The following is a 13,194-nucleotide window of genomic DNA, read 5'->3' on the forward strand; positions in this document are numbered from 1 at the left end:
CTTGCTTGAGCCGGTTGCCTGGAAAGCGGGCACGGCCGGTTCTGAGGGGACCCCGGCGCAGCAATGCGCCGGGGTTACCCGACGAGGCCCACTTCGGGCCGCTGCGCCTGTTCACCATCGCTAGTTCCGATCACCCCAACCACACCGTCCAGCCCCGGACTCTGCACGCCTACCTGCGCTGGCGCGATCTCAACGCCCGCCACCCGGACGTGCTGGCAGCCCAACGCCGCGAACGCGCCCGTATCCGCGGCGAGAAAGGCATCCGTTGGGGTGGCCGACCGCTGTCAGCTGCGGTTTGACCGCCCAACCCGGCCAACGTTTCCGGTCACAGCACCAGAAGCAGGCGAGGACCCGCCGGCCGCCGTATTGTACTCGGGTTGTCGCCACCCACGGGCTTCGCAGGGAGTGACCTTCGTCGACCTGCGTCGGCCCGGCGAACCACCCCGACCGACGACCACACGCCGAGCCTCGACGCAACCACGGCTGATCTTGATGGGCACGGTGCGGCGGCCGACGCGATCGAGGCGTCGTGGGGCGAGGGCGATCATCGCTTGGCAACGCCGACGATGCGCCGCTCGATGATGAGGAACTCGGTAACCATCTGCCCGACGACGACCGCAGCCGTTCGGTGCCCGGGTGCGGTGACGGTTTGCTGCCGAGGATCAGAGGTTTCCGCCTCTGTTGAGCCAGGCACGAACCGCGCCTTCGCGGTAGACGACGAGGTAGTCGGCTTTTCCGTCGCCGCTGATGTCCTTGAACTGGACGTACTTGCCGGGATAGTAGGACTCGTGGGCGAAGTCGTGGTGGCCTTCGAATCCGCCGGCGTCCTTACCGCCCTTGTTGAGGTAGGCGTGGACGTTCCCGTACTCGCCGACCATGAGGTAGTCGGCCCGCCTGTCGTCGTTGACGTCGGCGAAGCGCAGGTTGAACCGGCTGGCCCCGTTGACTCCGGGCGCCCAGCTCAGCCTCACCTGCCACGCGGTGGTCCGGGTGGCACCGGCATCGAGCGACGTCGGGTAGTTGACGTAGGCGTGTACTTCGCCGGTGGCGCCCAGGCGGAGGTAGTCGTCGCGGCCGTCACCGTTGACGTCGGCGAATCGGATGTGGTCGCGATTGACGTTGCTGACCGGAGCGATGTCACCGGCTTTGCGCGTAAACCCCGACGGGCCGTCGTTGTAAAAGACTTCCATCTTTCCGGTCGCCGACACGAGGAGACAGTCGTCGCGGCCGTCGCCATCCATGTCGGCGAACCGAATCTCGTCGGCGATGGACGGCGCCGACGGATCCGAGGGCACCGGATGGGCGAAGCCGGTCGGGGCGAGGATTCCTGTCCCGCCGCCCCAGTAGAGCCAGGTGGGTTGACCGGGCTCGTCCTGGGTGTTGATGGCGACCCGGATCGTGCCGTCCTTACGGATCTGCACGTAGTCGGCCCGCCTGTCGCCGTTCATCTCGGCGAGCTCGGTGCGGTCGTACGTTGCGGGCCGTTGCATACCGGGGGCGATGACGCCCAGTTTGCGCCACCCGGCGCCGAGCGCGGTCTCGCCGGAATCGGTCTCGTCACCGGGGGCGTCATCGCAGTTGGTAGCTGGGTTTTCGTCGGCGGCGTCCTGGATCCAGCCGTGATAGTGGGCTGTGAGGATGCCGTCGTAGAAAGCCCGCCCGAGCTTGTCGTAGCCGTCATCGTCAGGATGGGAGTCGTTCTGGAGGCCGTCGGTGACCTTGACATCATCGGTGTCCACGAGAACCACACGCTTCCCGTCCGCGCGCAGCTCACCGACGATTCGGGGCAGTTGAGCGTTGAAGGCATCGATGCGCGGTTGCAGGCCGGCTTTGCCGGTCGGGATCAACTTCGCGACCACCACCACCGCCCTCGGCGAATCCAGCAAGGCCTGGCTGATGAGGTTCTTCAGGCGCTGGGGTGCCTGTGACAGGTTGAAGTCCTGGTTCATGTCGTTGGTCCCGGCGTGCAGCGTGATCACGTTCGGCTGGAACTGGTCCACGGAGCAGACCGCGGACGTCGCGATCTGATCGATGCGCCAGCCAGGATGACCCTCGTGCTGGTTGTCGGCCATCGTTCCGGACCGAACCTTGCCGACGAAATCCACCGGAAGCCGGGCGGCCAGCTTGTCGAACAGCTCCCTGCGGTAACCGTTTCCGTCCGTGCTTTCCAACCCGTAGGTGATCGAGTCCCCGAGAGGCATGACCCGCAGGTCCTGCCACCGGGCACGGGCACCGCGCTGCAGGGCCTCGGCCAAGGCGACCGCGTTGTCGATAAGAAAGCCGCCGAGCCAGGTCACGCCGTTCACGACCGTGCTGCCGAACCACCACAGCCCACGGCCCGCTTTCACGAGCGTGTTGCCGAGGGCTCTCATCAGCGCCGGGCCGTTCGCCTGCACCCAGCCCGAGAGATACTTTTCCCACACCCCCGGGCCGATCGCCGCGACCATCGCCACTCCAAGCGCCGCGACCCACGCCGTCCAGTCACGCTGGAGGTTCAGGAGGCGCAACGCGATGGCTTCCATCGTGAATGTGCTGAAGAACGTCGCCATAGGCGCACAGATGACCTGGGCGGCCGGCATCTGCATGCTCAACAGCATGCCGGCCGTGCAGGTAGCCCGGACGAACACCCAAGCCGCGACCCCGGCGGCGGCCACGCCGATGACTGCCCACTTGCTCACATCCGTAACAGACACGTCCGACTCGACCGTGATCGACAGGGTCGTGGGGGTGAGCTCGATCAGCCCGTCGAACTCGGGCCACGTGACATCCGCGGTCCCGCCCGGCAGCTCTATGTCGTTGCGGCTGAACTCCTCCTCGAGGGTGTCGCCCAAAAGCGAATTACGTTGATTGAGCTCGGTCACCCACTGCGCCACCTCACTGTCCAGGAGGCCTTCGGGCACATCGAACTCGAACACAGCCGTATGCTTCGTCGCGGCGAGCGCCGACGGCTCCATACCCGGCGGGAAGACCACGACCAGGGCGAGGAGCAGAGCGACCGCGGCACTGCCCCATCGTCGGATGCGCCTGGACGACACGAACCTTTTCCCGCCGGTTCCGGGCACCGAACCTCCACCTGCGCAGACGATGACCCATCAGGGCGGTTCACCCGAGGCCACTCATGATCCAATCAGGGAGAGAAATACGGCCAATTACCGCCGCATGAACAGCAAGGGCCCCCAGCCCGTCAGACTCAACGGCTCGTGGACGCGCCGACCGCGGGCTGCACAGCGCGGGTGCGCGAGCGGCGACACCTCGCGGAAGTCTCCGGCCCTACCGATCACCGGTAGGCCACCCGCCGAGACCGGAGCTGAGCCGGTGTCCCGCGTCAGAAATTCGCTGTGGATATCGGGCGAGTGAGTCGAGGATCTCGTCAGCGGTCTTCTTCCATACGAACGGCTGGGGGTTGGCGTTCCAGTCGGTGATCGTCCACGCACAGCACCACCGCCCGCTCCGGCGGGTTGTGATACAGGCCGATACCGATCGCCATCGCCCACGGCAGGTCCCCGCCGTCGGCGAACACGCTCAGCACGATCTTCGACCGCATCGCCAGCACCTGCGACGACTTCGCCCGCCGCGCCCAACGCGCCGGCGTCTCCTGTTCCCGCCCCGTCAGCTTCACCTCGGCCGTGGGCCGTCCAGTCCTTGCCGCATCGGCATTCCAGGCTTCTAAGCCGAATTTCTGGCGGGACACCAGGACCTGTTTTCAAAGAGCGGGTGAGTGAGCCGGCCGGTCAGCGAGTGCGTTGAAGGTCGGCCGGCCAGTCACCGACACAGGGAAGCTGCCCTGTTAGCAAGGGTGTTGGCAAGAAGCCGGGACGATCAAGAAACCAAGAAGGCCCCTGATGGCGTAATGCCTGTTCAGGGGCCTTCTTGCTGCTGTGCGGCCGGAGGTACTCGAAACCCCGACCTTCTGATCCGTAGGCAAGGGCAGATGCCTCGTGAGTGGCTTCCTGCTCTGGTAAAGCGGTGGATGCGGGCCGGTACCATGTGATCTTGTAAGGGGGTGTTGCTGTACGCATTGCTGTACAACAGCCCCCACGATCCGACAGGGCAACCCACTAAAATCCCTCTCGGTTTCTCTGTCTCGATCCACGACGAACTAGTCACTCGGCTGCCAGCCTCTCCAAATGCCAACAAGGATGAAAATCCCAGAAGAAGCGCAAGTGTGCACACGCTCGTACACAGGGGCGCCATAGGAAACCTAGGACTGGCATTCAGTCAGTCGGCGCAACGACCTCCGCGACAAGTTTCAGGCGAAGGGCGTGGGTCTGACCCAGTTGAGCAGGCGCCAGAGACGGCTCTCCTCGTCCCCGCTCGCCGTCTGGAGTGCGCTTTCAAGTGCGGTGATCGCCGCGTTGGCCGCACCCAAGGTCAGGAGCCGTTCAGCTGTCCGCCAGCGCAGCTCCAACGGCAGCGCGGGCTGGATGATCACCTTGCACCACAGCGAGATCGCGGCCTGCTTCTCGCCGATCTCCTCCAGAAAGGCGGCCAGTCGGGCACGTTCGTCGCCCGACAGGCCGCCTACCGCCTCGGCGTACGCCACCACCTCGGCGGACGACTCCTGCCCCGCCGCGATCCAGTGTTGGAGCGCCGAGTGGAGCTCACCTGGAGTACGTACTGGGTCGAGGAGCACGCGGCGGCAGAGCGTGGAAGTGACCTCCACTGCCTGATGCCTGGTCAGCACGGGCAGAAGCTGCGCGGCGAGCGGGGTGTATCCGGTGGGCCGGGCGTCGAGAGCCCGGATGATCTGCTCGGCGGCCGCCGGACCGCTGACCTCCAGCAGGAGTTCTGCGGCCTGGGTGAAGGTGCCGTTGGCGGCCCGGAAATCAGTGAGTACCCTGCTCGCGAGGCTGGCCGCGGCTGCCTGGTCGTGCTTGGCCAGTTTCACTATGAAGCGGGGCAGGTCGTTCGGGCTGACAGCGGAGGCATCCACCCGGTGGAGAACCTCGCCGACCGCTGACGCGCCAGCCACGGAGACGAGAAGTTCTGCCGCGAAGGAGCGTTCAAGTGGCTCTGTGTCGGGCTCGTGCAGGACCGTTCGCGCCACCGCCTCCGCAGCGGAGGTGTGGCCGCGTTTTATCAGTTCCCTGGCTGAGAAAAGGAGGTAGCTGTGCTGTCCTGAGGAATCGAGGAACACCCGTGCGGCCTCAAGCGCACCCTGCACCCCGCAGGCTTCGGTCCAGGACACGATGATTTCGCTGACGTCTTCATCATTAGCATCGTAAGACAGGGCCAGGCGGGCGTGCGGCTCCGCCAGGGCAGGGTATCCGGCTCCGAACCACAGCTGCGCAATCCCTGCGTGGGCCCACGCGCCCCTTTTCGCGTGAATTGCAATCGCCTGGAGGATCTCGGGAACAGCCTGCTCGCCGGCCACGGCCAACCACACTTCGCCGGCGAACTCCAGCATCTGTCCGGAGGGCTCGTCATTACTCAGAATCATGCGAGCCAGTTCCACGGCCCCGTCAGTTTCGCCGAGGTCGACCAGGTCCGAGCGCGCCACCAACTGCTCCCACACGCTGCCGCAATCGGCCAGCCGGCGCAGCAGCCCGATCCTGCGGACGATGTCTGCCGCGTCGAGCTCGGCCAGTTGATTGATGACGGCGCGCAAACCCGTCGGGTCCCCTACCTGTTCTCCCAACTCGTTCAGCAGGTCGACTCCCTCGCGGAGGTCTGCCACCCGCGCATAGGCTGCGGCGGCCGCGACCCGTTGGCTCGTCGGAGCCCCATGGGTGCGAGCGAGACCGATCAGGCGCTCGGCCAACCGCGTGTTCCCACGCAGCTCGGACAACGACGTGAAGAGCTGGTTCTCGGCGTCGTTGACGAATCGGTACCCCTGCTCCATCGGCTCGCCCAGGAGGCGGTTGATGACGGCCTCTTCCAGCTTCGCCCCCATCGGAACACCGGCGGTGACAAGGCGAAGCGCCATGATCCTGTGCTGCAGGTCCTGCTCGAACAGGAGCCGGACGATCGTGCTCACCTGGTTCTCCGGCCGACACGCCCAGTGGGCGAGGGTGAAGAACACGTAATTGCGCGACGCGTCGTTCTGGATCTTCTCAGTCCAGCCCGCAAGCCCTGGAAACTCGGCCGGAATCGCCTCCGCCTCTTTCTCTGCGGCTATGAACTCGGCGAACGAACGGTGGAGGAACGACAACTCCGTCCCGTCGAAGACGAGCACACCGGCCAGCGTGAGTAGACGCCCGAGATCGCGATCCAAGCCCTCACGAAGCCGCATGTCCGCGGGCAGGTTTTTCCGTACCCAGTCCGCAGCCTCGGCCAGCAGCGAGAACGGGCGCGTCTCCACGACCTCCATCTGCGCCAGGTGGAGCACCAGCCGGTCCTGATGCGCGAGCACCCAGTCGGCAGCCGGAGCGCACGCCAACTCCTCCCAACGGGCTCGCAGAGCCTTACGAAGGCTCCGCTGCCCCCCACGCGCGTCGACCAGTTCCCTGAGGAATCGTTCGTAGAGCTGCATCCTTCCCCGTGGGAGGGGGTTGTCTGGATACCTGGTGTGGAAAGTGGCCGCGATCGTGGCCAGCAGAGGAACCTTCAGTAGCTCGACCAGGCCCGCCGTCTGCGCCTGCTCCAGGAAAGCAGAAGCCGTTGCTGCCGGATCGGGCACATGCTGCGCGGCGAACCAGCGCTCGGCGAAGGCTCGTTGCCGGTCACTGTCGAAGCCGCTCAACGTGTAGAAGCCGACGGATCGATCCCGAAGCGGCTCCAGCTCCTCCTGTGGCAGCGGACGCGCGGTAATCACCAACCGGTACGGCGTGCCGTACTCCGCACGGGCCGAAAGGGCTCGCAGCACCTCGGCCCGTTTTTCAGGCGAGGAGATCTCGTCCAGCCCGTCGACCACCACCAGCCAGCGCACCCCGTAGGTCCGGCGCGCGAACACCTGCGGATCGATGGGCTGAGTAAGCCTGCTCGGGCGGCAGGAGGTCATAAGCGCCTCGGTCCAGCTCCCTGTCAGCACGTCGGCGGCGGTGATGAACAGTCCAATGACCGGCTCCTCGCACCACGGGGTCTCGCCAGCCTGATCGGCGAGCCACGCCTGTGCGATCTGGCGGACCAAGAGCCTGCCGAGCGTGGTCTTGCCGGCGCCCGGTCCGCCCGTGATGAACAGGTGATCGTGTCTTCCGAGCACGTCGCGGAGAGAGCAGACAGCAGAGGAGTTGAGGCGCCTGTCATGCTCTCCTTCTCTGGGTGGTCCGGACACCGCCGGTCGCACGTCCTGCTCCACGTACACCTCGTAGAGGGTAGGTCTGGACACGTTGAGCAGGTCGTACGGAAAACGGTCGGCGGCGTCGCGCTGATCGGCCAGCAGCTCCCTCAACCGGGTGTCGGCGACGGGGATCTCGGTCCAGGCCGAGACCGTCTGCTCCTTACCGGCCTTGTACAGGCGATGCGCTCGCTCCCACATGGGGCGTACGGCGCCCGGATCCTGTCCGATAAGGGTCACCATCGGCTCGAAGTGCTCCCAGTCCGGAAGCTTCAGGCCGTTGAGAAGGTCGTAAACGCGATCCTTCGTCAGGGGGAATCTCCGCCGCGAGGCCACCCTCAACGAGTTGCCATTGTGCCCCGCCTCGCGCATGTGCCTGTTGAACCACTCGGCGATCTCGACCAACTCTGGACGAGGTTCAGATGCTCGCCGTGAAGGTCGGCCGCCGGACATACCCCACTCCTCTCGACTCGCCTAGTTTCCTGGAAATTTCCGCGCTTGTGGCGGAAATCCGCGCCTGTGCCGGACTGTGGTCTCGATTCATTCGACAGGAGGAGCACGCATGAGAGTGCTGGAAACCCTAAGCGCCCATCCGGGCATCATCCTGCTGTGCGGGCTGATCTACATCCTCATCTGCCGCTGGTTGAACTGGTTGACCGACCGTAACCGTCAGCAGGCTCGCTCTCGCCAGATCGAGTTGGCCCTGCTGAACACCAGATCTGAGCATCGTGAGGCGATAGTGCGCGCGTGCTTGGAGGAAGATCGCACCCCCTAACGTCGTGACCTGGAAAATGGACCAGTGCTCGCAGTTATGGGGTCAAACTGGTTGGATATGAGTCGTCATACTCGGCTCGGCACGTGGAGGCGTGGTGGCAGAGCCCGCCCGAGCCCGAAGATTTACCAATCAAGAAGGGCATAAGCTGCGGCAGATCGTGCGCCGGGGCAACGCCAGTCCGATGCGTTAACGACGGGCGAGATCCTGTTAGTCGGCGTCCCGCCCATGTCGTCGCCGCCTAGCTCGGCCATGGCGACCCGTCCATCACGCTTTGCGTCTACACTCGCGTAATCCGGGCAGCGGGAGCCTTCGCGGCTGACATCTTCGTGGATGCCGTCGGCGAGTAGGAAAGACGTCCTGTTAGCAAGAAGCTCGAACGATCAAGAAACCAAGAAGGCCCCTGAGGGCGTAATGCCTGTTCAGGGGGCCTTCTTGCATGTGTACGGTCGGAGGTACTCGAAGCTCGGGACATGTCGTGGCTGCCGCGGAGACGGTCATCGTCGGCGACTGGCGCGGTTACACACCCATGGGCCGCTTTCAACCTGAAGGACAGACGGCCTCTATGGCGGACACAGCGACCCACGGCCACGATGCCTCCTCTGCCCTGGGACGGCGGGCGGTGTGCTGTCGGGGAGCGGTTCGGAAGCGTGGCTGATCGATCCACGTGATGGCAGGGAACTGGGCCGCTGGCGGTTGCCGGAGCCATTGGCAGACACCGACCATCGCCCGGCGTTCACCCTGGTCGCCCCTGACCGCTGCCTGATGCCGTGCGGCCCACGGTCCGTTGTGGCCATTCGGCTGTCATCGGGACTCGTCGATCAGTTCTTCCGTCACGATGCCGACCTCTCGGCTTCGGCTGCCGAGTTCACCGACGGCGTGGTGTGGCTGCGCGAGCGGCGGGCCGGTTATCTCGCCGTCGACCCCGAAGACGGGGCGAAACTGTGGAATGTAGATGTCAGGCAGCCGCTCATCAGCGAGGTGGTTCAAAGCAGCGGGGTAGAGAAACCGGACGATCTCATCGTGGTCTCAGCTCAGCCGGGGGAGACGAAACCGGACTCGTAGGCCGTGATGACGGCCTGGGTGCGATCGCGCGCCCCCAGCTTGGCCAGGACGTTGCCGACATGGGTCTTCACCGTCTCAGCCCCGATGACCAGCTCGGCGGCGATCTCGGTATTGGACCGGCCACAGGCCATCAGCCGCAGCACGTCGGCCTCCCGCGCGGTCAGCTTCCCGAGCCCGGGGACGGCACGGGTGGCGGCGTACCGGCTCTGACGGTTCGCGGCGAGATCGCGGATCGCGGCCGGGAACAGCAGCGATTCCCCGGCGGCGACGATTCGGACGGCCTGCACCAGGTCGCTGGGCCGGCTGCGCTTGAGCAGGAAGCCGCTGGCCCCCGCGCGCAACGCGTCATATATGTAGTCGTCGTTGTTGAAGGTGGTCACCACGATGACCTTGGGCGGCTGAGGCAGCGCCAACAGCAGCCGGGTGGCCTGAATGCCGTCCACCGCGGGCATCCGCACGTCCATCAGCACCACGTCGGGCCGCGTCGTCCGAACCACCGGCACCACTGCCGCTCCATCGGCCGCCTCGCCCACCACCTCCAGGTCGGGTTCGGTGTCGACGATGATCCGCAGGCCGGTCCGGATCAGATCCTCGTCATCGGCGATGACCACACGAATCGGCATGCGCCCGACACTATCCACCACCATTCAGGGACGGAGTGGCAGCCGTACTGACACATGCCACTCTCCGCCTGCGGGACCGGCGTCGAAGTCGCCGCCCAGCAGCGTGACCCGCTCGCGCATGCCACCGATGCCGCGCCCACTCCTGCCAGGCGCCCGTCCCGCCGGGTTGCACACGTCGAGCTCCAGATGGTCGTCGTGTACGGCCAGCGCCAACCGTACCGGACCGGTCCCGTGGCGCAGGGCGTTGGTGAGCGACTCCTGGGCGATCCGGTAGACCTCCCGGGAGACCTCGGTGGGCACGGTGGCCAGGTCGCCGGTGACCTCAGCGGCGGCGCCGGTCCCATGTACCAGGCCGCTCAGGTCGGCGAGCGTCCGCGCCGGGGCCGTGGACGGCTCGTCTTCCTGCTCGCGCAACACCCCCAGCACCTGATCCAGCTCCTCCAGCGCCGCGCGCGCCGATTCCTCGATCGCCCCCAGCGCGGCCCGGACCGCCACGGGGTCGCGGTCCAGGACCCGGGCGGCCGCCCCTGCCTGCACGGTCACCACGCTCAGCGCGTGCCCGATCGAGTCGTGCAGTTCACGGGCCAGGCCGTTGCGGACCGCCTGGCGGCGGACCCGCTCCTCCAGCAGCGCCAGCCGCTGGGCGGGTGAGGGACCTAGCAGCTTCGGCGCCGACCGGGCCAGCAGCGCGCCCACCCCGGCGGTCAGGTAGACGAGCGCGACCAGGAGGGTGACGCCCAACAGCGGGCCGCCCCACCAGACCTCCCGCAAGGTGGACGCGAACCCCAGGTCGAACGGGGTATCGGTGACCGGCAGCAGAATCGCCACGACCACGAACGGAACCGCCGCCAGCGTCAGCCCCGCCATCACCCCGCCGACCCCCAGGTGCAGGGTGAACCAGGCGGCGGTGCGCCGCCGCTCACCCCAGCTCCGCCCCCCGGCCGTCCGCTCGGCGGGCAGTGGGTCGATCTCGGCACCCAGCAGGCTACGCGCCGCCGTCACCTCCAGCGCCCGGACCGGCAACACCAGCCCGGTCAGCGCCACCAGCGGCAGCACCGCCAGGAAAACCAGCGGCTGGAGCGCGTCGCCTGACGCGGCCGACACCCCGGTCAGACCACCGATCATGGAAGCCACCATCACGTACGGCATCAGCAGCGCTCCACCGAGGACGAGACAGACCCACCGCAGATAGGTGGCACGGCCGACAAGGGGTGACAGCATGCCTTCAATCATCCTTAACCGCAGACACCGCACGACGGGCGAGTCCAGTGGGCGTAGAGCAGTGTGGCGATGCCCATCCCGATGCCCCAGAGGAGTAGACACGTATCAGCAGGGAGCGATCGCCTCCTTAGGCGTCGTCTCATTTGGTGACCAGACGGTAGCAAATGAGGGCATCCGGCCAGCCAGAAGACCGTCCGCACGACGATCCAGCGTTATCGTCCCAGGCACCGACCGGATTCGATCCCGCGGCGAGCGACGCGCGGGATGATGTCCTGCCCGCGGCACTTACCTCGTCGAGCCTTCACACCGCTCCGCAGGCACGACCCCGCTCGCTCTGCCCAACCGCCATCCGGCCGTTGCCCAGCACACCCCCCAGAGAAGAAAGAACGGCGACCACAGCAGCAGATCCCAACGTGCCAGGTCGCGAGCCAGCGAGGCATGCCCGACCGGGGGCGGGCGAACCCCGGTCAACAGCAGCACGTCGCCGACGAAGCCGAACCCAACCACGCCGATCGACCGAACGATCATGAAGACTCCGAGCGTCCAGGTGATCAAGAGCAGTAGCCGGCGCGGCACTCTCGCACCCCAGGGCCTCACGGTGGCCAGCGCGACGATGACACCGACCACCGCGGCACCGGCCAGCAACCAGTGGCTTGCCACGAACAGGGGATCACGTGCGAGCAGCTGTTCGCGCAGGTGTGGGGGGAGCGGGTCCTTGTCGGCCAGTGCATTGGCCCCCAGCGCCTGGGCGAGCTTCATCGATCCGTACGCCGCGGCGCACACCGCGGCCCCGTATGCGCCCATCCGCGCCCGATCAGCCCGCGACACGTCTCGTCACCGCCGCGTAGGACCGGGTCATCTCCAAAAACAGCCCGATCACGAGGATTCCAAGAACTCCGTGATACCACCGCCAGCCCACACCCATGCCGACGAACCCGTCCACGATCATGATCCCCGCGCCGCCACCAACGGCCAACAGCATCCCGACCAGCACGAGCAGCATCAACGTTCTCGGCACCCGGCGCCCGAGCGCCGTGACCGTGGCGAGGGCGACGCACGCACCCAACACGCCGGACGCGGTTGCGAGCCACTGTGCGGTGGCCGCCTCCATGAAATAGCTTCCAGTCTCGGCAGCCGACACGGGCGGGCCGCCCGGAAACCCGAGCCGGGCCTGCAGAGCAAAAGCGGCCTTCCCCGCAGCGTAACCGAGGAACAGCACCGCCACCGCGTACGCCGGCCAGCGTCGCCGGCGATCAGAAGTAACCATGACCACGAGGGTAGAAGCCACAGGCCAGGCGTCATTCCCCACAGTGGGGGAGGCCCCTCCCCCAGACGAGGGAGCACCAGCGGCCCCCCTTGAGCGCGTTCCCGGTCCTTTTCGAATCTCGAAGTCCGGTGGCTGATCGAGTTCCGGGCCGACGTCCAGGCCAAGCGGGCGAAGTACAAGCCCAACAGTGCCCGGATCATGCGAGCCGTCCTGCGCAAGGCACTCGGACAGGCTGAGCGTGAGGACCTGGTGGCGCGGAACGTCGCGGCGCTGTCCATGCCTCCCCGGCTCAACACCGGCGAGGGCCGTACGCTCACGGTCGACCAGTCGCACAGGCTTCTCGACGAGGTCGCGGAGCAGCGGAACATCTCCAGGCCGGAGAGGAGTGGACCGAGCACGGGCTGATCTTCCCCTCGATGCTCGGCAATCCGTCCGACCCCGACACGTTCTCCCACCTGTTCTCGAAGCCGACGCGGAAGGCCGGCCTCGGTCACTGGCATCCGCACGAGCTGTGGCACTTCGGTGCCTCGCTCATGCTCGCCCAGGGCACGCCGCTGCGCGTCGTCTCCGACGTCGTCGGGCACGCCAGCTTCGCGATCACCAAGGATGTCTACGGGCATCTGATGGAGGGGGACAAGCGGGCGGCGTCGGCGGCGACCTCCGGGGCTCTGCTGGGCAGACCCGCACCTTTGGCTCCCAGGTTGGCTCTCACCGACACCGAAGAGACCGGCTGAGCAGCACAACGAAGAAGGCCCTTGACGGCGTAACGCCTGTTCAGGGGCCTTCTCGCATGTGTGCGGCCGGAGGTACTCGAAACCCCAACTTTCTGATCTGTGGGAGAGGACAGACGCCTCGTCAAAAACGTCTCGCCCTGATCGGGGGTGGATACGGGCTGGCAGCGTGTGATCGTGTAAGGCGGTGTTGCTCTACGGCACTGCTGTACTGAGCGAGAAAGCCGAGCGTTACATCGGCTCGGAGATCATGAGGCCGGTCTGGGCGATGAACCCGGCCAGGAGCTCGGGCTGGTACT

The 13,194-nt window shown here is 66.4% G+C and carries 11 protein-coding genes and 1 pseudogene; 5 read left to right on the forward strand and 7 right to left on the reverse strand.

The window, feature by feature from the left end; all coding sequences use genetic code 11:
- Positions 1-299, forward strand: a pseudogene (locus tag ACFFRH_RS43650) (hypothetical protein); the annotation flags it as partial.
- A 363-nt stretch (positions 300-662) separates the two neighbouring features.
- On the opposite strand, the gene ACFFRH_RS43655 reads toward ACFFRH_RS43650, so the two are convergent.
- The 3 genes from ACFFRH_RS43655 to ACFFRH_RS43665 form a co-directional block, all read right to left on the reverse strand.
- Entirely contained in the window at positions 663-2,915 is a 2,253-nt protein-coding gene (locus ACFFRH_RS43655) for an FG-GAP-like repeat-containing protein (RefSeq protein WP_386164048.1), read from the reverse strand.
- A 455-nt stretch (positions 2,916-3,370) separates the two neighbouring features.
- Positions 3,371-3,691, reverse strand: coding sequence for a hypothetical protein (locus ACFFRH_RS43660; protein WP_344749671.1), 321 nt, complete (start codon positions 3,689-3,691; stop codon positions 3,371-3,373).
- 558 nt (positions 3,692-4,249) lie between these two features.
- Complete coding sequence (locus tag ACFFRH_RS43665; protein WP_344749670.1) at positions 4,250-7,621, reverse strand: NACHT domain-containing protein; 3,372 nt, start codon at positions 7,619-7,621, stop codon at positions 4,250-4,252.
- A gap of 157 nt (positions 7,622-7,778) precedes the next feature.
- On the opposite strand from ACFFRH_RS43665, the gene ACFFRH_RS43670 reads away from it, so the two are divergent.
- Both ACFFRH_RS43670 and ACFFRH_RS43675 read left to right on the forward strand, forming a co-directional pair.
- Positions 7,779-7,991 (forward strand): hypothetical protein, encoded by a 213-nt coding sequence (locus ACFFRH_RS43670; RefSeq protein WP_344749669.1) that lies wholly within the window; start codon positions 7,779-7,781, stop codon positions 7,989-7,991.
- Positions 7,992-8,612: 621 nt separating this feature from the next.
- On the forward strand, positions 8,613-9,053 hold the full coding sequence (locus tag ACFFRH_RS43675) for a hypothetical protein (RefSeq protein ID WP_344749668.1): 441 nt from the start codon (positions 8,613-8,615) through the stop codon (positions 9,051-9,053).
- Here the strand turns inward: ACFFRH_RS43675 and ACFFRH_RS43680 are convergent.
- The 4 genes from ACFFRH_RS43680 to ACFFRH_RS43695 form a co-directional block, all read right to left on the reverse strand.
- On the reverse strand, positions 9,023-9,676 hold the full coding sequence (locus ACFFRH_RS43680; RefSeq protein ID WP_344749667.1) for a response regulator: 654 nt from the start codon (positions 9,674-9,676) through the stop codon (positions 9,023-9,025). The two genes, ACFFRH_RS43675 and ACFFRH_RS43680, sit on opposite strands and share 31 nt — an antisense overlap.
- Positions 9,677-9,700: 24 nt before the next feature.
- Entirely contained in the window at positions 9,701-10,897 is a 1,197-nt protein-coding gene (locus tag ACFFRH_RS43685; protein ID WP_344749666.1) for a sensor histidine kinase, read from the reverse strand.
- Between the two features lie 285 nt (positions 10,898-11,182).
- Complete coding sequence (locus ACFFRH_RS43690) at positions 11,183-11,656, reverse strand: DUF3995 domain-containing protein (protein WP_344749664.1); 474 nt, start codon at positions 11,654-11,656, stop codon at positions 11,183-11,185.
- A 55-nt stretch (positions 11,657-11,711) separates the two neighbouring features.
- Entirely contained in the window at positions 11,712-12,164 is a 453-nt protein-coding gene (locus tag ACFFRH_RS43695; protein ID WP_386164053.1) for a hypothetical protein, read from the reverse strand.
- Positions 12,165-12,362: 198 nt separating this feature from the next.
- On the opposite strand from ACFFRH_RS43695, the gene ACFFRH_RS43700 reads away from it, so the two are divergent.
- A complete protein-coding gene (locus ACFFRH_RS43700) occupies positions 12,363-12,569 on the forward strand; it encodes a hypothetical protein (RefSeq protein ID WP_344749660.1) in 207 nt (68 codons plus the stop codon).
- Between the two features lie 11 nt (positions 12,570-12,580).
- The gene (locus ACFFRH_RS43705) at positions 12,581-12,898 is read left to right on the forward strand and encodes a tyrosine-type recombinase/integrase (RefSeq protein WP_386164056.1); all 318 of its coding nucleotides are present in this window, start codon (positions 12,581-12,583) and stop codon (positions 12,896-12,898) included.
- Positions 12,899-13,194 lie beyond the last annotated feature (296 nt).

It is taken from the genome of Streptosporangium vulgare, from assembly GCF_042428775.1.
GTDB lineage: Bacteria > Actinomycetota > Actinomycetes > Streptosporangiales > Streptosporangiaceae > Streptosporangium > Streptosporangium vulgare.